Raw genomic sequence first — 20,462 nt, 5'->3', positions numbered from 1 at the left:
CCGCGGCGAAACGCTAGCGCCGCGGCCGGAGCCGATTCGGTTCGACTAGCCCTGCAAGGCTTTCAATAAGGCTTGCAGTTTGTCGTTGGCGTCGCCGAACAACATCCGGGTGTTGTCGTGCACAAACAGCGGGTTGCCGACCCCGGCATAGCCCGATGCCATCGAACGTTTCAGAACGATGGTAGTGCCGCCTTTCCAGCATTCCAATACCGGCATGCCGGCAATCGGACTGTTGGGATCGTCCAAGGCCGACGGGTTGACGATATCGTTGGCGCCAATAACGATCGAGACGTCGACGTGCGGGAAGTCCTCATTGATTTCGTCCATCTCGAACACGATGTCGTACGGCACTTTGGCTTCCGCTAACAACACGTTCATATGGCCCGGCATCCGTCCGGCGACCGGATGGATCGCGAAACGCACCTTCTTGCCGTGGCTGGTCAGATACTTGGTAATTTCATTGACCGTATGCTGGGCTTGCGCCACCGCCATGCCGTAACCGGGGATGATGATGATGTCCTTGGAATCGCGCAGCAGTTGCGCGGTTTCCTCGACTTCGATCGGTTGTACTTCGCCGACGACTTCCGCCGCTTCGCCGCCGGAGCTACCGAAGCCGCCGGCGATTACGCTCAAGAAATGGCGGTTCATCGCCCGACACATGATGTAACTCAGAATCGCGCCGCTGGAGCCGACCAGCGCGCCGGTGACGATCAGCAGGTCGTTACTGAGCATGAAGCCGGTGGCCGCCGCCGCCCAGCCCGAGTAACTGTTCAGCATCGACACCACCACCGGCATGTCGGCGCCGCCGATGGCCATGACCATATGCACGCCGAACACCAGGGCGATGGCAGTCATGATCAGCAGCGGGGTCATGCCCGCACCGCTTTCGGCACCCTCCAAGTAGCTGCCGCCCAACATGAAGGTGGCGACGAACATCGCCAGATTCAGCCAGTGGCGGGCCGGCAGCAACACCGGCTTGCCGTTGATTTTTCCGCACAGTTTGCCGAAGGCGATCACCGAGCCTGAAAAAGTGACGGCGCCGATAAAGATGCCAATGTAAATCTCCAGTTCGTGGATGGTGCGCTCGACCCCGGCCAATGTTTTGGAGTGATCGAGAAAGCTGGCATAGCCGACCAGCACCGCCGCCATGCCGACCAGACTGTGCATCAGCGCCACCAGTTCCGGCATTTGCGTCATTTCCACCTTGGCGGCGGCTCGGGCGCCGATGGCGCCGCCGATCAGCAAGGCCACACTCAACCAGCCGTAGGCAGTGACATCTCCGCTGAGCACCGTGGCCACGATCGCAATCGCCATGCCCAGCATACCGAAGTAATTGCCGCGCCGAGAGGTATCTTGCCGACTCAGGCCGCTCAAGCTGAGAATGAATAAAATGGAAGCCGCAATATAGGCCATGGTTACCATTCCGTTAGACATTGCGCTTCTCCTATTTTCTGAACATGGCGAGCATGCGCCGGGTGACCAGGAAGCCGCCGGCGATGTTGATCGAAGCGATCAGGATCGCCAGGGCCGACAGGCCGGCGACGATTGCGGTGGATGATGACACTTGCACCAGGGCGCCGATGACGATGATGCCGCTGATGGCGTTGGTTACGCTCATCAACGGCGTGTGCAAAGATGGTGTTACGTTCCAGATCACCATGTAGCCGACGAAGCAGGCCAGCACGAACACGGTGAAATGGGCCAGAAACGACGCTGGCGCCACGGCGCCGACCCAAAATAACGCCAGGCCGGCCAACGCCATCGGCAAAAATTGCCGTACCGGCTCCGGTAGCAGCGGTTTTTTCGGTTCGGCGGCGGTTTCCGCTGCGGCCGCAGCGGCTTTGGGTGCGGCCGACAATTGCGGCGGTGGCGGCGGCCAAGTGATTTTGCCCTGTTTGATGACGGTAGCGCCGCGAATCACTTCGTCGTCGAAATTGACGTTGAGCGTGCCATCCTTGTTCGGACACAGATCGGTCAACAGGTGGCGCAGGTTGGTGGCATACAGTTGGCTGGACTGGTTGGCCAGCCGGCTGGGCAAATTGGTGTAACCGATGATGGTGACGTCGTGTTTGACCACGACTTGGTTTTTTTCGGTCAACGCGCAGTTGCCGCCTTGCTCGGCCGCCAGATCGACGATGACGCTGCCGGGTTTCATCGACGCCACCATCTCGGCGGTGATCAGCTCCGGCGCCGGTTTGCCCGGAATCAAGGCCGTGGTGATGATGATGTCGACTTCTTTAGCCTGTTGGGCGAACAATGCCATTTCGGCGGCGATGAATTCTGCGGACATCACCTTGGCATAGCCGCCGCTGCCGGAACCGTCTTCCTGGAAGTCCAACATCAGGAATTCGGCGTCCATGCTTTCGATTTGTTCTTTGACCTCCGGCCGGGTGTCGAAGGCGCGGACGATGGCGCCCATGCCCTTGGCGGCGCCGATCGCGGCCAGGCCGGCGACGCCGGCACCGATCACCAGTACTTTAGCCGGCGGGATCTTGCCGGCGGCGGTGATCTGGCCGGTAAAGAAGCGGCCGAAGTGTTGGGCGGCTTCGACGATGGCGCGGTAGCCGGCGATGTTGGCCATCGAACTCAGCGCGTCCATTTTCTGTGCTCTGGACATGCGCGGCACGCTGTCCATTGCCAATACCGTGGCGTTTTTGGCGGCTAATTTCTGCATCAGCGCTTCGTTCTGCGCCGGCCAGATGAAACTGATCAGATGTTGCCCGTCGCGCAGTAAGTCGGCTTCGTCGATACCGAGTTGCGGATGGTGCTGCGGGGCGCGGACTTTCATGACGATGTCGCTTTGCTGCCATAGTTCCTGGGCCGAACCGACAATCTGCACGCCGGCGGCGCGATAGGCGTCGTCGGAGATATTGGCATCGGCGCCGGCTCCGCTTTCCAGTAGGACTTCGAACCCTAGTTTTATGATTTTTTCCGCGGCTTCGGGCGTCGTGGCGACGCGCTTTTCGCCGTCGTAGACTTCTTTAGGAACACCGATTTTCATGATTTCTCCTGTTGTGTGGAGGGAAATTACGGATTGCATAGGCCGAAAAACCCGCGGGCGAGAATAGGTGATTGATTCGGTTTTATCAATTGTTTTCTGTAGCAGCAAGGATTTGAGCTATCATCGGTTGCGTACCCGTACCATTGATAATCAGACGATGAAAATTTTGGTGGTTGACGACAGCAAAACGATCCGGCAGCTTGCCGCAGAGTGTTTGCGAGAAATGGGCCACGAAGTGGCTTTCGCCGAAAATGGCGCCGATTCGTTGCAATACGTCGCCGACCACGACGTGGATTTGATTCTAATGGACGTGGAAATGCCGCATTTGAGCGGCTTCGAAGCCACAAAGGCGATTCGCGAGGTGAAAAAGGCCGATTGGTTCCCGGTAATTTTTTTGACGACGCACGACGACGACGAATCGTTCATTAACGGCGTGCTGGCGGGCGGCGACGCTTATTTGCCCAAACCGCTAAATCCGATACGCCTGCGCTATACGGTATTGGCGATGGAACGGATTTACGTGATGCGGGTGAAATTGCAGCAAACCCAAGCAGAACTGCAACGGGCGAATCAGGAATTGGCACGCTTGTCTCTGGTCGACCAATTGACCGAACTGGGCAATCGGCGTCAATTCGACGGCAACTTTGCTATTCAGTTTGCTTTGGCCCGACGGACAAAAACGCCGTTAACTCTTTTGATATGCGATATCGACTACTTCAAACAGTATAACGATACTCGGGGACATCCACAGGGCGATGCTTGCCTGGTAGAGGTCGCCAAGAGTATCCAAACCCAGCTCGAACGCGAAAGCGATCTGGTTTGCCGTTACGGCGGCGAGGAGTTTGCGGCGATCTTGCCCGAAACGCCGCTGTCGGAGGCCAGGCGTTTGGCAGAGGCGGTGCGTCTCGATGTTTGGAACAAACAACTAGTGCACAATGCGGCGCCGGAACGGCGTATCAGTATTAGTTTGGGAGTGGCGACGTTCGTCGGACAATACAAAACGCCGCAAATGATGCTGGAAGCGGCTGATGCCGCTTTGTATAAAGCCAAGCAAAACGGCCGCAACCGCGTGGAGATCGATTGAAACCGTGTATTTAGCCAAGGATTTCGTCGAAACCAGCGAAGGCTTGATTTTTGCTGTCGTCAGCAACGGATTGGAGCTGGGCAAGGTACTTTGTTTTCTCCGCTATGCACGTATCGACGGCAGTTGGCGCAAGGTCGACACCTTTTTCGCTAACGATTTTCTGCGCAGGTCTTATCAGCACTACTTATATTATTCGCCGCTGATCGATGCCGACGTGCATGCGGTGCCGGCCTCGGCAGTAGTCCGGCATTACCAACCCCGCCGGCAATTGCACGAGCTGTTGCGGCGGCAGCCCGCCGATGCCGTGCTGGCCGATTTGCAGCATTTGTGCCGGCTGCTCGCTGACAACGGCTTGCAACTGGATCTGTTCGGCGTCACCGGCTCGTTGTTGGTGGGGATGCAGAACCGCGATTCCGATATCGATCTGGTGTGCTACGACCGCGACGAATTCCACCGCGCCCGCTTCACCGTACAAGCTTTGATTGCCAGGGACCGGATTCAGGCCCTGAACGACAGCGATTGGCTGGAAGCTTACCGGCGCCGCGCCTGCGATTTTGCGCTGGACGAATATATCTGGCACGAACAACGCAAATACAACAAGGGCATGCTCAACCAGCGCAAATTCGATTTGTCGCTACTATGCGATTCCGGGCTGGCGCCGGGGCAGTACCGCAAATTGGGCTTTGCCCGGGTCGAAGCAGAAGTCGCGGACGACCGGTTTAGTTTCGATTACCCGGCCTGTTTCCCGCTCAAGCATGCCGAGGTCGCCAGCGTGGTTTGCTTTACTGCGACTTATAACGGCCAGGCCCAGCAAGGCGAATGGATTCAAGCCGCCGGCCGGATCGAAGTCGACCAACAAGGCCTTAAGCGTCTGGTGGTCGGTTCGACCCGGGAGGCCATCAGCGAATATATCAAAGTGCTACGGTGAATACATTGCAGGTGGCGGCGTTGATCTTCGACATGGATGGTTTGGTGCTGGACACCGAGACCACCTATTTCGCCGCTTGGCGGCAGGCGGCGGCTGAGCTCGGTTGCGAGTTGCCCGAACAGTTTTGCGCCAGCCTGTCTGGCTGCTCCGGAGAAATGGTCCGGCAACGCTTGCAAGATTATTTCGGCGCCGGATTCGATGTCGCCGCGTTTCAACAGTTGAGCGGCCTTTACTGGACGCAACACGTCGAACGCTACGGTATCGATGTCAAGCCCGGCTTCCGAGCGGCTCTGGCTGCGGCCGACCGCCGCGGCTGGAGTTACGCGCTGGCGACCAACAGCCGCCGTGCCAATGCCGAGCGCTGCCTGCGAGCGGCAGGATTGCAACAAGTGTTTTCCGTGATCGCCGCCGCCGATAACTCGATGCGGGCCAAACCGGCGCCGGACCTGTTTTTGTGCGCGGCCGAGGCGCTAGCCTGCCCGATTGCCGATTGTCTGGTACTGGAGGACTCGCCGGTCGGCGTCCGGGCGGCGAAAGCCGCCGGCGCGCGTTGCATCATGGTACCGTCGGCTGCAGTTGAGCCGGAGACTGCCGGGCTGGCCGATCTGGTGTTAGCCGATTTGTACCAGGTAGCCGATTTAATCTCGGCGCCGGGCCGGCTTCCGCTATAATGCCGCCTCATTTTTGCTAAGGAAATCCTGGTGGTGAAAGCGCAATTCCAAACAGTCACAGTGATCGCTCCGGCCCGGCTGCATATGGGGTTTATCGATCTGAGCGGCGGCTTGGGACGGCATTTCGGCAGCATCGGCGTAGCGCTGAACGAAATCAACACCCGGCTCAGCGTCAGTCTTGCCGACGAATTGTCGGTTAGCGGGCCGGGCGCCGAACGCGCCCGCCGTTGCGTTGGCCAGTTTTGCGAATATGCGGGGGTGCCTGACCGTTTGCGGATCGAAATCGCGGCAGCGATTCCGGAGCATATCGGTCTGGGGTCGGGTACGCAAATGGCGTTGGCGGTTGGTGCCGCATTGAACCGGTTTTACGGGCTGGGCCTGTCGGTCCGGGAGATCGCGCAATTATCCGATCGCGGTGCCCGTTCCGGGATCGGAATCGGGATTTTCGAAAAAGGCGGTGTCATCGTCGACGGCGGCCGCGGCCCCAATACCGCGACGCCGCCGGTTGTGGCGCAAATGGCGGTGCCGGACCCTTGGCGTTTCATCCTGGTTTTCGACCAGCGCGGCCAGGGTTTGCACGGGGAGCAGGAAGTCAGCGCTTTCGGCGAATTGCCGCCATTTCCCCAGGAGAAGGCGGAACGTTTGTGCTATTTGCTGCTGATGCGCGGCCTGCCGGCTTTGGCAGAACACGATCTGCAACAATTCGGCGACGTGATTACCCTGTTGCAGCAAGCGGTCGGCGAACATTTTGCACCAGTGCAGGGCGGCGTATTTACCAGTTCGGAGGTTGCGGCGGCAATGGCCTATCTGGCGGAGCAGGGCGCGGTCGCGATTGGCCAGACTTCGTGGGGACCGACCGGTTTTTGCGCCGTGGCCAGCCCGGAAATCGCCGATGGCTTGCTAACGGCCTTGCGGCGCAAATTTGCCGATTCGCCGTTGAGTTTTACGGTTGCCAGCGCCAGAAATCTGCCGGCCGAATTGATCGACACTTAGCGGTTAACGCGGATTCGATGTTCGGCGCTGTCGCTCGAACCGAGGTTATCGCGCCAGTCAACTCGAAGCACGTCGCCGTCGGCGGCTTGTTTCAAACGAAAACTGAAGAACGGATTCTTCGATACGCTGCCCGCCATATTTACCGTCAATAGCGGTTGCGAATTCAATGTCAGCGCTAGCTGTTCGATGAAATGGGCCGGAATCAAGTTGCCTGCGGCGTCGCGGTTGCGGCCGTTTTCCATCGGGTGCTCGATCAACACCTTCACCTCGATATATTCCCCTTCCCGCCGGCTGCGCACCCTGATGCTGCTCATCAACCGCTCCCGCAGCCGCCGCGCATCACATTGACCCAACGGCTGCAGCGCAATAATTGGCCGTCGCGGCGGGCGACCAGCGTCACTCGGCAGGATTCCGCTAACTTGATGCGCGCGGTGAGCTGTAATGCAACCAATGGCGCCAATTCGAATTCGGCAACCAACGGTGTCGGATTTTTATCGGCCAATAGATACAGTCGATCGATGCCGTCCAACTCGCTGCGGATCGTCACCGGCACCACGGCGCCGTCTTCGGCAATTTCCGGCAAGACCAGTTCGATCAGCGTGCTGTCTGTGACAGCTTGCTCGCCGAATAGCCTGGCATAACGGTCAGCGAAGTCGCCGGCGGCAAAGTTCTCGGCCAGGCGCTCAGCGGCACTATCGCTCACTTTGGCCAAATATAAGCCACCAGTCGCCCATATGCAGGCGGATTTCAGGAAATTTCGCCGAGAGGAGCGCATCGCTTGGTAATAACCTTAAAAAAATTGACGTATATCAAAAATCTGTGACGGCCCTTTGTTATCTTGTGCCGCGTTGAAAACATTTTCAGCACCACCACTAAAAAACCAGAAAAGGAAGGTACGAAATGAACGAAGTGCAAGAAAAAGATAATTTTTGGACATACATTGCTGTTGCCGTCGTGTTGGTTGCCGGCGCGGTGCTGATGGTAAAAAATGCCGAGCACGACAAATATGCAACCGCAGCCAAAAATATCGCCGAAGATGCCAGCAATTCGGCTTATCGCTCGGATGTGCTGCATCAGGGCGGTCTCACCAAATAAGCCTCCGCCGTCGCGCCGGGGCGATCTTCTCCGCAAACGGCCGGCTCGATTGGATGGATACTTATAGGAACCGTGGGTGTCGGTTCCGACCTTTCGCGGGGGTTGGCGCAATTGTCCGGGTCGCGCCAGCCCCCGTTTTTCGTTTAGCCTGCCGTCGCCGACAGCACCGTTGCCTGCAACAACGCAATCGCATTGCTCATACCGGCCAGCAGATTTTTCTCGATTTCGGCCATCGTGATTTCGCCGTCGACGATGCCGGCCGCCCAGTTGGCAACCACCGAAATATTCGCATAAGGCAGCTCCAGTTCGCGGGCCAGCGCCGCTTCCGGCATGCCGGTCATCCCGACCAGATCGCAGCCGTCGTTGGCCATGCGCTTGATTTCGGCAACCGTTTCCAATCTCGGGCCTTGGGTGCAGCCGTAGACGCCGCCGTCGTATACCTCGATTCCGGCAGCCGCAGCCGCTTGCACGATACGCCGCCTTAAGCTCGGAGTGTACGGTTCGGTGAAATCGATATGGGTCACGTGTTCCAGGTCGTCGGCAAAAAAAGTATGTTCGCGGCCGTAACTGTAATCGATCAATTGCGCCGGAATCGCAATCTTGGCCGGCCCCATCGACGGGCTGATGCCGCCGACGGCGGCGACGCCGATAATTTCAGCGGCGCCCAGCTGTTTCAAACCCCAGATATTGGCGCGGTAATTGATTTTGTGCGGCGGAATTCGGTGCGGGTTGCCATGCCGGGCTAAAAATATCAGGGATTGTCCGTTCAGTTCGCCGAACACATATGGTGCCGACGGCGGGCCGAATGGGGTTTCCAGCTCTTGCTGGCCGGTAATGTTGAGCGCTTCGATTCGGGTCAGGCCGGTGCCGCCGATAATTGCCAATGTCATAACACTTCCTTGCAGGCGTAGACGCCCGGTGCGTTTCTCAGATACCCCTTGTAGTCCATGCCATAGCCGAACAAGTAGTGGTTGGCTACGCTCAAGCCGACGAAATCGGGTTTTACCGGCTTTTCCCGGCCCAATTGTTTATCGAACAGTACGGCGGTCAATGCTTGCCGCGCTCCCTGGGCCAGACAGTAATCGACGATGGCTTGCAGCGTATGGCCTTCGTCGAGTATGTCGTCGACGATCAGCACCGAACGCCCCGCCAGCGAAGTTGTCGGCTTGTACAGCCAATGGATGTCGCTGCCGGACGTGGCGTTGCGGTAGCGGCTGGCGTGGATGCTGTCTACGGTCAACGGAAAGTCCAGTCGCGGCAGTAATTTGCCGGCGGCGATGATGCCGCCATTGATTACACACAACACCAACAGATCGCTGTCGGCCAAGGTCCGGTTGATCCGCTCCGCCATCCGGTCCAGCGCGGCCTCGACCTCGGCCTCGCTGTGCAACAGTAGGGCCTGTTGTTCGACCAGGCGGATTTCTTCAAGCAATCGATTCATAAAACTCGCTGATTTGTTGGGAAAATTGGCGCCATTGCGGGTGGGCCGGCAGATCGTCCAGGCCCAGCGAGCTGCGGCCGCGCATGGCCTGCAAGCGTTGCTCCCGTTTGTCGTTGCCACTGGACGGCAAATTGTCCAGCACCTGTTCGGCGGCGGCCGGGTCGTTGCAAACCAATAACATATCGCAGCCGGCTTGCTGTGCGAGTCCGGCGCGTTCGTTGAAGTCGCCGATACTGGCGGCCCCGGCCATACTCAGATCGTCGCTGAAAATGGCGCCGTCGAAGCCCAACTCCTCGCGCAGTATCCGTTGCAGCCAAACCTCGGAGAAACCGGCCGGGTAGCGGTCGACCTGCGGATAAAGCACGTGCGCCGGCATCACCGCTTCCAGGCCTGCGGCGATCAAGCACCGGAACGGAACCAGATCCTGGCGGCGGATATCGTCCAGGCTACGGTCGTCCACCGGCAAGTCCAGATGCGAATCCAATGCCACCGCTCCGTGGCCGGGGAAGTGCTTGCCGGTGGCTGCCATTCCGGCGGCGCGCATGCCGGCGCGGAATTTGCCGGCCAAGTCGGCGGCTTGCTCCGGGCTTTGAGAGAACGAGCGGTCGCCGATGATCGTGCTGACACCGCAGTCCACATCGAGCACCGGCGCAAAGCTAAAGTCGGCGCCCACGGCCAGAATTTCGCTGGCCATCAGCCAGCCGGCCGCTTCTGCCAGGTCGGGTCGCTCGGCATAGCGCGCCGCTGCCGGCAGCCGGGTAAACCCGGTTTGGAAGCGTTGGACGCGGCCGCCTTCCTGATCGACAGCGATCAGAATATCGCCGTTGCGGGCGTTACGGATCGCTCGGATCAATTCGGCAATTTGCCGCGGGCTCTCGTAATTTCGGGAAAACAGGATCAAGGCGCCGGTGTTGGGATGTGCGATTTTTTCCCGGTCCAGGGCGGTCAGGCTGTGGCCTGCGATGTCGATCATCACCGGGCCGATAGCGAGTGGTTTCATCGTGATAATTGCGGAAAATGGAATATACTTTTTGGCGTTACCACCACATTATATGAGGAATCCGTGCGAACATTTATTTTGTTGTTCTGTTTAGCGTTATCCCCGTTTCTGGCGCAGGCCAACTCGGGCGAGAAGAAGGCCGAGGAAAATGCCGGGCCGGTAATCGAATATGTCGAAATGAAACCGAAATTTACCGTGAATCTGGCCGAGCCGAAACGGTATCTGATGATTAACGTGCAGTTGCTGGTAGAAGGCGCCGAGCACGTCGAAAAAGTCAAAAAACATATGCCGCTACTGCGCCACGAAATGATCATGATGTTGAGCGGCATGCATGTCGCCGACCTGCAATCGATGGAGCAGCGCGAAGGCTTGCGCCTGAAAACCAAACAACTGATCACCGATTTGCTGGGCAAAATCCAAAACAGCGACGGTTTCAGAGACGTATTTTTTTCCGAATTCTTAATCCAGTAACCAGCTTCCCAGTGCTTCGCGCATCCGCGCGAGGCGCTGTTCGGGTTGGTCCCCGTTATACGGCACCGCCGGAAATTTCCCCCAGATTGGCGCCGGCCAGGCTTTATCGGTCTGGTAGCGCACCACGTGGTGCAAATGCAGTTGCGGCACCAGGTTGCCGATTGCAGCAATATTCAGTTTGTCCGGCCGGTATTGTTCGCTCAAGGTTTCGGCAAGTAAGCACGACTCGGCCAACAGGGTTTGCCTGTCCGCGGTGCTCAATTGGTGAATTTCTTTGATATGCGCGCGCCGCGGCACCAGGATAAACCAAGGGTACTGTCTGTCGTTCATCATCAATAGCTCGGATAAAGACAGACTACCGACTCTAAAACAGTCTTGTTGCAGTTGCGGATGAAGTTCGAAATCGGTCATCGATGCCTCGAGGGAAATTTTCTGCGAATTACTTCAGTTTGTCGGAACGGCGTTTCCGGGCCAGCGGACCGAGCGGATGGTTCAAACCGGGGCCATGCTAACCAATATCCAGCGTTCCAACAAATTTAGACCTGGTTTAGGTTGTCGAGGCCAAGCGCGAGCAATTCGGAGCCTAAAAAAACGGTTTCAGTGGCTGGAGATGTCGGTGACCCGGCTGACAATCCGACCATCGGTAATCCGGGTGTCGAGTAAATCCCCGACATTTAACGGACTAATCGACTTAACCAATTGCTTTGAGCTGTGGTGTTGGACGATGGCATAACCGCGTTCCAGCGTAGCCAGCGGGCTGACGGCGTGCAGGGTTTGCGCCGCGGCCGCGTGTTGGCTGTTCAGCATCTTAATTTTAGCCTTTACCGCAGTTTGCAGCCGTTGCCGGAAAAATTGCAGTTGCCGTTGCTGTGACTTGATCGCTGCCAGCGGTTGGTTACCGTACAAACGTTGTTCGCGGACCGCCGCTTGCTGGCGGGCATGGGCCAACCGGTTTAGCATGGCATGCCGGAGGCGCAGTTCCAATTCATCCAGCCGTTGGGCATTGCGCTGCAGCTTTTGGCCTGGATGCTGGCTGCGCAAGGCTTTTTCCAGCCATTCCAGCTGTTGGCGCTGGCGCAGTAATTTTTGCTGCATCAGCCTTTGCATTTGGCGCTCGAAGCTGGCGAACGCGCCGAGCAAAATAGTGGCATCCGGCACGACGCGTTCGGCTGCCGCCGACGGCGTCGCAGCGCGCAAATCGGCCACGAAGTCGGCAATGCTGAAGTCGACTTCGTGGCCGACGGCGGAGATCACCGGAATCTTGCTGTCGACAATGGCACGGGCGACGATTTCCTCGTTGAACGCCCACAAGTCTTCCAACGAGCCGCCGCCGCGGGCCAGAATCAGAACGTCGACTTGCGGGTCGTGGTTTGCCTTGGCCAATGCCGCGCTGATTTCGAATTTGGCGGTGTCGCCTTGCACCGCAACCGGATAAATCAACACCGGTATGGCGGGAAAACGCCGTTTCAATACACTCAGAATGTCATGAATCGCGGCACCGCTGGGCGAGGTGATCACACCAATTCTTTCGGGCAGGGAGGGTAGCGGTTTTTTTCGTTCCTGGTCGAACAAACCTTCTGTTAACAATTTCTGTTTCAGACGTTCAAAAGCCAGTCGCAATGCACCGTCTCCGGCTTCGGCCAAATGCTCCACCACCAGTTGGTAATCCCCGCGCGGTTCGTACAAGCTGACCTGGGCGGTGGCGATAACCGAGTCGCCGTTGGCCGGTTTGAAGCGTAAGCGTTGTTGTTGCCCCCTGAACATTGCGCAACGGACCTGCGCTTGAGCATCCTTTAACGTGAAGTAATAGTGGCCGGACGAGGGCAGGCTCAGGTTGGATATTTCGCCCTGCACCTGCACGGTTCGAAAGTGGTTGGCCAACAGGCGCTTGGTTTCGCGGTTGAGTTCGGAAACGCTGTATATCGATTCGGAATCTGTCATTGGAAGGAAAAGAGTAGATGCGTCGGGCAATAGCAGTATTTTAAGCCGTTTCCGCCGTTTTCGGTCGGCTTTCCCCATGCGGCGGTTTTTGCTGGAGAGCTGGGGTAGAATGGCGCAGTAAAGGTTTTGGTGGACGACAAGGATTCGACTCATGCATGAACATCAACTCGGCAATTGGCAGCATTCTCACGATTTCGCAAGGATCAACCGCAAGGGCGAGCGGCGGACCAAATGGGTTTTAGCGCTGACGTTTACCACGATGCTGGTGGAAATTGCCGCCGGCATGCAGTTCCACTCCATGGCTTTACTGGCCGACGGTTGGCATATGGCGACCCACGTTGTCGCCTTCATGATCGCGATTTTTGCCTACCGTTACAGCCGGATACATCAGTATGACCAGACGTTTGCATTTAGTCCGGCCAAGGTTAGCGTGTTGGGCGGTTTCGCCAGCTCAATCGCGTTGGCGATGGTAGCATTCGTCATGGTGGCCGATTCGATCGAACGCTTGCTGGCGCCACAGGTGATCCATTTCGACGAAGCAATTTTGGTTGCCGAAGTGGGGCTGCTGGTCAATCTGGTGAGCGCGTTATTGCTGGGGGATCATCACGATCATCACCACGGCAGCGAACTTCACCATCATCACGACCACGACCATAAGCATGACCATGAACATGAGCATGAACATGAGCATGAACATCAAAACCATCGCCACCACGACCATAACTTGCGGGCGGCCTATCTCCACGTAGTGGCTGACGCACTGACCTCGGTATTGGCGATTGTCGCGTTGTTAGCCGGTAAGTATTACGACTGGGTCTGGTTGGACACCGTGATGGGATTTGTCGGTGCCACCGTTATATTGGTTTGGGCTGTGGGCTTGATCAGAGACACCAGTCCGATTCTGCTGGATCAAAGTATCGATTCCGGCTATGCCGCCGAGATTAAGGCCGTGCTGGAACAGGATGGAGAATGCCGTGTCGTCGATTTGCACATCTGGCCGGTCAGCGCCAACCATTATGCAGCGATCATCGGGCTGGTGACGCAGCACCCGAAACCGCCGCAGCATTACAAGCGCCTGTTGCTAGGGTTCCACAAGTTGGACCACGTCACGGTGGAAGTCAATTGCTGCGTCGGTGCGGATTGCGTTGCAGAATGATGACGTCATTGCCGATGAATTCGATCGCGCAATCGTAGCGCTCGGCCAACCAAAGCATGGTAGGCCGGGAGAAAAACGCGATATGGGTCGGATCGTTCTTGTAATGCCAACGGCTGAAGGCGTCCGGACCGATTACCAATTTAGTCATGACGCCCAGCCAGCCTCCGGGGCGAATCAGTCCGAACAGGCGGGCGAATTCGCGCCCAGGCTCGCGAAAGTGCTCGATGACTTCGGTGCAGACGATAAAATCGTATTGTTGCTGGAGATGTTGGCGATGATCGGCGTAAATCGGGTCGTAAAGTTTGACGCGATGTCCGTATCCTTCGAGCATGCCGGCTAGTACCGGACCGGGACCGCAGCCGTAGTCCAGACCTTCGGACGTGGGCGGCAACAGGCCGGCCATCGGTAGCGCCAGCCGCGATAGAAACTTAAGGTATCCGGCGTCGTCTGCACAGTTTTGGTGTAGATCGTAAATTGCTTTTTCTGCCTCCACGCTTAAATGTTGGCTACTATCGACAAATACCAGTCTACATTCCGCGCAGCAGCGGTAATTGCGTTGCCGGTCATGATGAAAATGGCTGGTTTCTTGGTTGGAACAAAGAGGGCAGGTTGGATTAACCATAAGGAATAACGTAGGGCTGCTGATAACGCTCAGCATATAACCATTGGTCCAAACGTGGTGCTTGCATTTAGCATTGATGCAGATTTTTTTGGCTTTCGTTCTCGCTTTTACCCCACTCTCACAGCTTCAGGACGCCGACTTTCAAAAAATAACATATCGATTCGATATTTATATACAATATTTCTCGACTGCCGAATCCAGCAATTTAGCCCCTATCCATAACGGCGGATTGCTGTTAATGGCGTCTGCCAAACGCACTACCGCTTGGCATAACGGCACCTGTTCGGGGAGGCAAACTATGTTATTGAACCCAAAACCCTTAATTTTTATTACTTTATGTCAATTAACCGCCTGCACCAGCGATACGGTAATCAAACCGCAATCCTGGGCTCAGGCGGTGCAAACTGCGGAAAGCCGCGATGCGCACTTGCGACTTGCCAACCATTATGAGGACATTGCCCGAACCTTGGAAGCGGACGCGCAAGAAGAACGGGAGATGCTTGAGCAATATTTGGCCAAACCTTGGAAATACGGCAAACGCATACAAGATCTGAAATCGCAGGCGGAAGCGATGATCCGCGATCTGGCTAAGGCTGCGGACGAGAGTCGTCACTTGGCAGACTACCACAGACAAATGGCGGCGGAAGAACGCGATTAGCCTGGTTCGCTGCATTGGTGTTTGATTGGACCAGGCGAGGCTCGCCTGATTCGGCTTGGACTTTACCCAACAAAAGTAGAGAAAGATAGCAGTTGCAAAACTGCTATCTTCAATTGCACAGCGTATCGGAAATCTTAGCTGGCTTGGCCGGCTGCAGTGGCTTCCGGCACTTCCAGCAAACGTCCGGTTTTGACGTCGTAGACGTAGCCGTAAACCGGAATGTAGCTCGGCACCAGCGAGTGGGCCTTGATGCGTTTGACATCCTCCAACACGCTTTCGGCTTGGTTCTTGATCGTCAGCCAATTGATGTACTTGCCGTCGGTGGAGCCGGGACCGTCGCCGCTATCGTGCCAGCCGCTGGCATCGACGCTGGCGGTTTTCAGGCTGCTCGCCAGCAAATCGCTCATGATATCGTTGGTGAAGGTTTCCATGCCGCAGTCGGTATGGTGAATCACGAACCATTCCTTGGTGCCGAGCAATTTGTAGGAAATCACCAGGGAACGGATGGCGTCGTCGCTGGCGCGGCCGCCGGCGTTGCGGATCACGTGGGCGTCGCCTTCGGCTAAACCGGCGTATTTGGCCGGGTCCAGGCGGGCATCCATACAGGTCAGGATGGCGAATTGGCGGGCGGGCGGCATCGCCAAGCCGCCTTTATCGAAACTGGACGCGTATTCGCGATTGGCTAGGAGTACTTCGTTGTGAATTTTGCTCATAATAACCTCGGTGGGTGAAAAAGCGTCTGGCCGAAACTGCTGAACCAGACGGTGTAACAACTATCTCCACTGCAAATTTTAACGAAGCCGGAAAATGGTTTAAAGACGCTGAAAAGTTTATAAAATATAAACTTCAAGTTTATAAAATAACAGGGCGATGGATAAGTTCAATAATATGCGGGTGTTCTGCCGTATCGTCGAATTGGGGACGTTTTCCGCGGTTGCCAAAGAACTGAAGCTGTCGACGATGATGGTCAGCAAATACATTGCCCAATTAGAAGCCTCGTTGGGCGTGGTGCTATTGCACCGAACAACCCGCAGCATGAGTTTGACCAGCGCCGGAGAAGCCTATTACCACCGCAGCAAACAGTTGTTGGAGGATTTGGCCGATCTGGAGTCGTCGACGGCCCAGTTGGGGGAGCGGGTAAAAGGCACCATTAAAATCAGTGCGCCTATCGATTTCGGCGGCATGTACATGGTGCCGGCCATCGAAGCCTACTTAAAAAAATATCCGGAAGTCAAAATCCTGATGTCCTTGGATAACAAGCCGCCCAATTTGCGGGTCGGCAGCTTCGATATTTCGTTACTCGTCACCGACACCCTGGACCCGGGAGTGGTGGCGCGGAAGATCGCCGAAACCGAACTGGGTACCTATGCCTCGCCCAGCTATCTTGCCGAAAAAGGCTGTCCGCAAACCATAGACGAACTGAGCGGCCACCAGTGCTTGCATTACGTCGATACTCCGCACGGCGATTATTGGTTGTTCAACGTCAACGGCGAGTTGAAACGGATCAAATCCGATTGGATGCTGGCTTCCAACAACGGCCGGGCGTTGTGTCAGGCGGCAGCCATGGGGATGGGTATCGTTCAGGCGCCGCGCTTGTCGGTTGCGCCGCATTTGCAAAACGGCGAGTTGGTCGAAATTCTGCGGGAATACCGGCGACCGGCATTGGCTATCTACGCCACCTACCTACAGCGTCGGTTCTACCCGGCCAAGTTGACCACGTTCATCAATTTTCTGCTGGATTATTTCGGCCAATAGGCTGGGGCTGTACTTTCGGACAATGTGGCAACTTGTCGCGTGACAATATGCCGCATTCCTAATATAAGGGGTTGCTGATAATATGTGCGTTATTGCAGAGATGTTCAGTGCAATAACTTCCTCCTCTCAAATCCGGCTTACAGCCGGATTTTTTTTGCCTGCCGGTTATTGTTTTAGGTGACAGTTGCGCCGGGCTTTGTAACTCCGGCGCGCAAGCCGGCTATTACTAACAGAACCAGTCCGCTCCATAACAGGCCCGGCATCAGATGGAAATGGCGTTGGTAAAACGTGCTGGCCGGTTGTTTCGAGAACGGCACATGATAGCTGCCGGCCCAGCTCGTATCGAGTGGCGAAAGCGGCAACACCGTACCGTCGGCTAACGATACCGTGGATATGCCGGTGTTGGTGGCGCGCAGCACCGGCCGCCTGAATTCCACGCCGCGAGCCAGCGTCATATATAAATGTTGGTAAGGCTCTTGCCAGCTACCGTACCAGGAATCGTTGGTGACATTAACGATGAATTGCGCCCCCAGATCGGCCAGCCCTTTGGAAAATTCCGGGAATAGGCTTTCGTAACAGACTTGCGGCCCCATATCGAAACCGTTCAAGCGCAGCAACAAGGTCGGTCCCGGCCCGCGTCCGAATTGGCTGACCATAGGCAATGCGGTTTTCAGCCAAGGAAAGACGTCTGCGAACGGAATGTATTCGCCCAGGGCCAATAAGATGGTTTTGCTGTAATGCGGCTCGGTGACCTTGCCGGTTTCGTCGATGACAAACAAGGAATTGGTGATCGCATTACGTTCGTCTTTTGCGTAAGCGCCGGTCAATAAGGCCAATTGCCGGTTGCGCACAAACCTTTGTAACAGATCGGCGTACTGCGATTGGTTGTATTCGCCGCCCAATAGGGCAGGGAAGGCGGTTTCCGACCACATCACGAAATCGACGTCCGGGTTGTCGGCCAAACCGGCATCAGTGGCCTGAAAATATTGGGTCAAAATTTCCGCGCGATAGCCTTTGCCGTGTTCCATGGACTGTTTTTGCAGGTTGCCGATGTTGGCTTGCACCAGCAGCACGTCCAACGCATCGTCGGCGGCCGGCAACCAGTTTTTCAGCCATAGTCCGCCGGCGTTCAGCCCGGCAAAGCCGAGCACGATCGCGACGGCTGCGGTTTTGCCCGCGCGTTGCCCGCGCTGCTGCCAGGCATACAGCACGGCCAAATTGGCGAGTACGGTCAGCATGCTCAAACCGGCGAAACCGACGATTTCCGCCCATTGGTAGAGCGGCAAGCCGGCGCCGTACCAGCTATACCCGAAATTCCATTTAAACAGCATCGGGACGTACAGTTCGGCCAAGGCTGTCAAAATCGCCATCAAAGCAAACGATATCCCTCTGTCGGCGCTCAGGACGCGGCGAGCGTAGAACCAAACCAAGCCGGCGATCGGCACGAACAAGTGGCCGAATGCCGCGAAAATCAGCATACCGATAGCGGCAACCAGCCAATTGACGTTGGCGAATTCGTGCAGGGTGTAGGTCACCCAGTTGAAGCCAATCATCGTATAGATAAAGCTGGTCAATATCCCGCTTAGCAGCACCGGCCGCAGCCTGTCCTGGCTTTGCCAGAATTGCCACAGCGGGACGAAACAGAACAACGAGGCCCAAGGCGGGAAGGGGATGTAGCTGGTACCGATGAAAATGCCGGATAACACCGGCAGCCACCATGGCGATCGAAAAGCCTGCCTCATATCTATGCCGTTTGCCGCTAAAAACCGTCGATTGTAACCGATAGCCGGCAGCGAGCCGCTCCGTTCTAGGCAATCGGACCGGTAATAACGGCGTTGGCCGGATAGGCCGAGTTCGCCGCTTGTGCGTTGATTCACGGGAAAGCGTTAAAGGCTCGACCGCAGAGGGGCTGATGTTAAATTAACCGTCGCCATGGCTGATGATGCATTGGTAGTGCCGAAACTCAATCAACTTCGCACCGCGAGAATAACGGAGCCGGCCTTGAATATCGCTGTGGCCGGCTGGCCTATAGTTAGCCCTAACGTAGCGACGCTATCGTTAGTTACCGTCGCCGCGACTATATCTCCACCGCCGAGTTCGATGTCGATTTCGGAATTTACCGCGCCGGGTTTGACGGCCACCACGGTTCCGCCGAGCTGGTTACGCGCGGAAACTTTATATCCGCCGAAATCGGTGACGACGATGATCTGCGGGGCTTTAACCAAAGCGATGGCTTCTACGCCAACTTCGATTCCGAGCGTCGCCACCGACTCTTTGGTGATCGACGCAACCAGGGTTGCTCCGCCGTTCAAGCCCAAGTAGATTTCCGCGTTGACTGCACCGATCAACACTCGTTTCACTTTGCCGACAAATTGGTTACGTGCGCTGGTTTTCATAAGACATCCTCATTGATGTTGATACAGGGGGAAGGAGGCAAACGTCATGCTAGGTTTAGGGCAGGGCATAGCCATACTTTTCGATGATCGCCAACGCCGGTGGAGTTTTCAGAAACTCCAGCAACGCTTTGGCGGCAGGGTTTTCGGCACCGGTCTTCAGCAACACCGCATCTTGCAAGATCGGTCGATAAAGGGTTGCCGGAACGATCCAGCCCGAACCGGAACCGATCTTGCCGTTTTCTATCACCTGGGAAAGGGCAACGAATCCCAATTCGGCATTGCCGCTATTAACGAACTGGAGCGTTTGGGCGATGTTTTCGCCTTGAACGAATAAAGGTGTCAGTTTTTCCAACAGCCCGAGATTTTTTAAGGTGTCGACTGCCGCCATGCCATAGGGAGCCAGTTTGGGATCTGCCAGTGCGATGTGTTTGAAATTGCCGGAATTCAACGCCTGTCCCTGCGAATCGACAAGATTCGGGCTAGCCGACCACAACACCAATTTGCCGATCGCATAAGTAAACCGGCTGCCAGTCACTCCCAGCCCGGATTCTTCCAGTTTTGCCGGACTTGTATCGTCCGCCGATAAGAACACTTCGAACGGCGCACCGTTTTCGAACTGGGCGACGAACTTACCCGACGAACCATAAGACAGTTTCGCTGTGTGTCCAGTGGATTTTTCGAATGCCTCGGCAATTTCGGCCATCGGCTTGGTAAAGTTGGCGGCCACCGCGACTAAAGCCGTTTCCGCATCAGCGATCCGGCTGGTAACGAGGAAAGCCACTAGCGCCAATATCCGCCCATTTTCAGTGAATAGCATGTCTGTCTCCGTAGTATCCGATGATTGGCTTAGTGTATAACGATATATACAAAAGTAAATAACGTTTGATTGGTACTTTGCCAAAGTTGCAAGACGAAACAGCGCCTTGTGTCCAGATTAAAGCCCTTATATCGTGATGTGATTCGACTTATTAACTAGATATAGGAATCGGAGCCCAGCAGCAACAAAATTAGGCAGCTATTTGTTAACAATATATTCTTTTGTTGGAAATAGCCGAATTTTTTAGATAGGCGCCGCAGTGTCTCAGCGACATGACTCGCTACCCGATTCGTTATGGGGATGATTTCGAAATAACTCATTGTATACAACGTTTTTCGTTGCCCGCGAAGTCTTCGTGTTGATTCGGAGAAAAATAAACGAACAATGCGTAATCAAATAGAGTTCTTGGCAAATAAGGCGGGAACTGAGCATT

23 protein-coding genes are annotated in these 20,462 nt (G+C 56.2%); 9 read left to right on the top strand and 14 right to left on the bottom strand.

What is annotated here, in order from left to right:
• Positions 1–45: 45 nt before the first annotated feature.
• Both pntB and NP603_RS20855 read right to left on the bottom strand, forming a co-directional pair.
• Complete coding sequence (gene pntB, locus NP603_RS20860) at positions 46–1,434, bottom strand: Re/Si-specific NAD(P)(+) transhydrogenase subunit beta (protein WP_256612796.1); 1,389 nt, start codon at positions 1,432–1,434, stop codon at positions 46–48.
• 10 nt (positions 1,435–1,444) lie between these two features.
• On the bottom strand, positions 1,445–3,001 hold the full coding sequence (locus NP603_RS20855) for a Re/Si-specific NAD(P)(+) transhydrogenase subunit alpha (protein WP_256612795.1): 1,557 nt from the start codon (positions 2,999–3,001) through the stop codon (positions 1,445–1,447).
• Positions 3,002–3,158: 157 nt separating this feature from the next.
• On the opposite strand from NP603_RS20855, the gene NP603_RS20850 reads away from it, so the two are divergent.
• The 4 genes from NP603_RS20850 to NP603_RS20835 are packed head-to-tail and all read left to right on the top strand — an operon-like array spanning position 3,159 to position 6,677.
• Positions 3,159–4,085, top strand: coding sequence for a GGDEF domain-containing response regulator (locus NP603_RS20850; RefSeq protein WP_256612794.1), 927 nt, complete (start codon positions 3,159–3,161; stop codon positions 4,083–4,085).
• Positions 4,086–4,089: 4 nt separating this feature from the next.
• On the top strand, positions 4,090–5,013 hold the full coding sequence (locus NP603_RS20845) for a hypothetical protein (RefSeq protein ID WP_256612793.1): 924 nt from the start codon (positions 4,090–4,092) through the stop codon (positions 5,011–5,013).
• The gene (locus NP603_RS20840) at positions 5,010–5,684 is read left to right on the top strand and encodes an HAD family hydrolase (protein WP_256612792.1); all 675 of its coding nucleotides are present in this window, start codon (positions 5,010–5,012) and stop codon (positions 5,682–5,684) included. Before NP603_RS20845 ends, NP603_RS20840 begins: the two co-directional genes overlap by 4 nt.
• 33 nt (positions 5,685–5,717) lie before the next feature.
• Complete coding sequence (locus NP603_RS20835) at positions 5,718–6,677, top strand: beta-ribofuranosylaminobenzene 5'-phosphate synthase family protein (protein ID WP_256612791.1); 960 nt, start codon at positions 5,718–5,720, stop codon at positions 6,675–6,677.
• Here the strand turns inward: NP603_RS20835 and soxZ are convergent.
• Together soxZ and NP603_RS20825 are read right to left on the bottom strand one after the other, a co-directional pair.
• Entirely contained in the window at positions 6,674–6,991 is a 318-nt protein-coding gene (gene soxZ / locus NP603_RS20830) for a thiosulfate oxidation carrier complex protein SoxZ (RefSeq protein ID WP_256612790.1), read from the bottom strand. The genes NP603_RS20835 and soxZ overlap by 4 nt on opposite strands.
• On the bottom strand, positions 6,991–7,380 hold the full coding sequence (locus NP603_RS20825) for a thiosulfate oxidation carrier protein SoxY (protein ID WP_256612797.1): 390 nt from the start codon (positions 7,378–7,380) through the stop codon (positions 6,991–6,993). The genes soxZ and NP603_RS20825 overlap by 1 nt, the downstream gene beginning before the upstream one ends.
• A gap of 197 nt (positions 7,381–7,577) precedes the next feature.
• Here NP603_RS20825 and NP603_RS20820 point away from each other — a divergent pair, with 197 nt between their 5' ends.
• Positions 7,578–7,772 carry a hypothetical protein gene (locus tag NP603_RS20820; protein ID WP_256612789.1) on the top strand — a complete coding sequence of 65 codons (195 nt, stop codon included), beginning with the start codon at positions 7,578–7,580 and terminating at the stop codon, positions 7,770–7,772.
• A 143-nt stretch (positions 7,773–7,915) separates the two neighbouring features.
• Here the strand turns inward: NP603_RS20820 and NP603_RS20815 are convergent, their stop codons facing one another.
• From NP603_RS20815 to nagZ, 3 genes are read right to left on the bottom strand one after another with little or no spacing between them, the layout of a single operon-like run.
• On the bottom strand, positions 7,916–8,662 hold the full coding sequence (locus NP603_RS20815) for an S-methyl-5'-thioinosine phosphorylase (RefSeq protein WP_256612788.1): 747 nt from the start codon (positions 8,660–8,662) through the stop codon (positions 7,916–7,918).
• Complete coding sequence (locus NP603_RS20810; protein WP_256612787.1) at positions 8,659–9,213, bottom strand: hypoxanthine-guanine phosphoribosyltransferase; 555 nt, start codon at positions 9,211–9,213, stop codon at positions 8,659–8,661. Before NP603_RS20810 ends, NP603_RS20815 begins: the two co-directional genes overlap by 4 nt.
• Complete coding sequence (gene nagZ / locus NP603_RS20805; RefSeq protein WP_256612786.1) at positions 9,197–10,213, bottom strand: beta-N-acetylhexosaminidase; 1,017 nt, start codon at positions 10,211–10,213, stop codon at positions 9,197–9,199. The genes NP603_RS20810 and nagZ overlap by 17 nt, the downstream gene beginning before the upstream one ends.
• A gap of 63 nt (positions 10,214–10,276) precedes the next feature.
• Here nagZ and NP603_RS20800 point away from each other — a divergent pair, with 63 nt between their 5' ends.
• Positions 10,277–10,684, top strand: coding sequence for a flagellar basal body-associated FliL family protein (locus NP603_RS20800; protein WP_256612785.1), 408 nt, complete (start codon positions 10,277–10,279; stop codon positions 10,682–10,684).
• Here the strand turns inward: NP603_RS20800 and NP603_RS20795 are convergent.
• On the bottom strand, positions 10,673–11,095 hold the full coding sequence (locus tag NP603_RS20795; protein WP_256612784.1) for an HIT domain-containing protein: 423 nt from the start codon (positions 11,093–11,095) through the stop codon (positions 10,673–10,675). The genes NP603_RS20800 and NP603_RS20795 overlap by 12 nt on opposite strands.
• A 186-nt stretch (positions 11,096–11,281) precedes the next feature.
• A complete protein-coding gene (gene xseA / locus NP603_RS20790) occupies positions 11,282–12,625 on the bottom strand; it encodes an exodeoxyribonuclease VII large subunit (RefSeq protein WP_256612783.1) in 1,344 nt (447 codons plus the stop codon).
• Between the two features lie 151 nt (positions 12,626–12,776).
• On the opposite strand from xseA, the gene dmeF reads away from it, so the two are divergent.
• Positions 12,777–13,781, top strand: coding sequence for a CDF family Co(II)/Ni(II) efflux transporter DmeF (gene dmeF, locus NP603_RS20785; RefSeq protein WP_256612782.1), 1,005 nt, complete (start codon positions 12,777–12,779; stop codon positions 13,779–13,781).
• On the opposite strand, the gene NP603_RS20780 is transcribed toward dmeF, so the two are convergent.
• Complete coding sequence (locus NP603_RS20780) at positions 13,744–14,274, bottom strand: class I SAM-dependent methyltransferase (protein WP_256612781.1); 531 nt, start codon at positions 14,272–14,274, stop codon at positions 13,744–13,746. The genes dmeF and NP603_RS20780 overlap by 38 nt on opposite strands.
• Positions 14,275–14,479: 205 nt before the next feature.
• Between NP603_RS20780 and NP603_RS20775 the strand changes: the two genes are divergently transcribed.
• Positions 14,480–15,061 carry a hypothetical protein gene (locus NP603_RS20775; RefSeq protein ID WP_256612780.1) on the top strand — a complete coding sequence of 194 codons (582 nt, stop codon included), beginning with the start codon at positions 14,480–14,482 and terminating at the stop codon, positions 15,059–15,061.
• A 134-nt stretch (positions 15,062–15,195) separates the two neighbouring features.
• Here NP603_RS20775 and NP603_RS20770 read toward each other — a convergent pair whose 3' ends face one another.
• Positions 15,196–15,774, bottom strand: coding sequence for a beta-class carbonic anhydrase (locus tag NP603_RS20770; RefSeq protein WP_256612779.1), 579 nt, complete (start codon positions 15,772–15,774; stop codon positions 15,196–15,198).
• A 157-nt stretch (positions 15,775–15,931) separates the two neighbouring features.
• Between NP603_RS20770 and NP603_RS20765 the strand changes: the two genes are divergently transcribed.
• Positions 15,932–16,816 carry a LysR family transcriptional regulator gene (locus NP603_RS20765; protein ID WP_256612778.1) on the top strand — a complete coding sequence of 295 codons (885 nt, stop codon included), beginning with the start codon at positions 15,932–15,934 and terminating at the stop codon, positions 16,814–16,816.
• A gap of 173 nt (positions 16,817–16,989) precedes the next feature.
• On the opposite strand, the gene lnt is transcribed toward NP603_RS20765, so the two are convergent.
• From lnt to modA, 3 genes are all read right to left on the bottom strand, one after another.
• On the bottom strand, positions 16,990–18,558 hold the full coding sequence (gene lnt / locus NP603_RS20760) for an apolipoprotein N-acyltransferase (protein ID WP_256612777.1): 1,569 nt from the start codon (positions 18,556–18,558) through the stop codon (positions 16,990–16,992).
• A gap of 225 nt (positions 18,559–18,783) precedes the next feature.
• Complete coding sequence (locus NP603_RS20755; protein WP_256612776.1) at positions 18,784–19,212, bottom strand: TOBE domain-containing protein; 429 nt, start codon at positions 19,210–19,212, stop codon at positions 18,784–18,786.
• Between the two features lie 55 nt (positions 19,213–19,267).
• Positions 19,268–20,029: a molybdate ABC transporter substrate-binding protein gene (modA, locus tag NP603_RS20750; protein WP_256612775.1), complete on the bottom strand. Its 762-nt coding sequence runs from the start codon at positions 20,027–20,029 to the stop codon at positions 19,268–19,270.
• Positions 20,030–20,462: the final 433 nt, after the last annotated feature.

The sequence above is a fragment of the Methylomonas aurea genome (assembly GCF_024505045.1).
Classification (GTDB): domain Bacteria; phylum Pseudomonadota; class Gammaproteobacteria; order Methylococcales; family Methylomonadaceae; genus Methylomonas; species Methylomonas aurea.
Note: the sequence above shows the minus strand (reverse complement) of the source record. Positions and strands in the feature narration are given on the sequence as shown.

Coding starts and splice junctions, on each gene's coding strand:
- pntB (WP_256612796.1), bottom strand. CDS start 1,434: ATGTCTAACGGAATGGTAACCATGGCCTATATTGCGGCTTCCATTTTA.
- NP603_RS20855 (WP_256612795.1), bottom strand. CDS start 3,001: ATGAAAATCGGTGTTCCTAAAGAAGTCTACGACGGCGAAAAGCGCGTC.
- NP603_RS20850 (WP_256612794.1), top strand. CDS start 3,159: ATGAAAATTTTGGTGGTTGACGACAGCAAAACGATCCGGCAGCTTGCC.
- soxZ (WP_256612790.1), bottom strand. CDS start 6,991: ATGAGCAGCATCAGGGTGCGCAGCCGGCGGGAAGGGGAATATATCGAG.
- NP603_RS20820 (WP_256612789.1), top strand. CDS start 7,578: ATGAACGAAGTGCAAGAAAAAGATAATTTTTGGACATACATTGCTGTT.
- NP603_RS20815 (WP_256612788.1), bottom strand. CDS start 8,662: ATGACATTGGCAATTATCGGCGGCACCGGCCTGACCCGAATCGAAGCG.
- NP603_RS20810 (WP_256612787.1), bottom strand. CDS start 9,213: ATGAATCGATTGCTTGAAGAAATCCGCCTGGTCGAACAACAGGCCCTA.
- nagZ (WP_256612786.1), bottom strand. CDS start 10,213: ATGAAACCACTCGCTATCGGCCCGGTGATGATCGACATCGCAGGCCAC.
- NP603_RS20795 (WP_256612784.1), bottom strand. CDS start 11,095: ATGACCGATTTCGAACTTCATCCGCAACTGCAACAAGACTGTTTTAGA.
- xseA (WP_256612783.1), bottom strand. CDS start 12,625: ATGACAGATTCCGAATCGATATACAGCGTTTCCGAACTCAACCGCGAA.
- dmeF (WP_256612782.1), top strand. CDS start 12,777: ATGCATGAACATCAACTCGGCAATTGGCAGCATTCTCACGATTTCGCA.
- NP603_RS20775 (WP_256612780.1), top strand. CDS start 14,480: ATGCAGATTTTTTTGGCTTTCGTTCTCGCTTTTACCCCACTCTCACAG.
- NP603_RS20770 (WP_256612779.1), bottom strand. CDS start 15,774: ATGAGCAAAATTCACAACGAAGTACTCCTAGCCAATCGCGAATACGCG.
- NP603_RS20765 (WP_256612778.1), top strand. CDS start 15,932: ATGGATAAGTTCAATAATATGCGGGTGTTCTGCCGTATCGTCGAATTG.
- lnt (WP_256612777.1), bottom strand. CDS start 18,558: ATGAGGCAGGCTTTTCGATCGCCATGGTGGCTGCCGGTGTTATCCGGC.
- NP603_RS20755 (WP_256612776.1), bottom strand. CDS start 19,212: ATGAAAACCAGCGCACGTAACCAATTTGTCGGCAAAGTGAAACGAGTG.
- modA (WP_256612775.1), bottom strand. CDS start 20,029: ATGCTATTCACTGAAAATGGGCGGATATTGGCGCTAGTGGCTTTCCTC.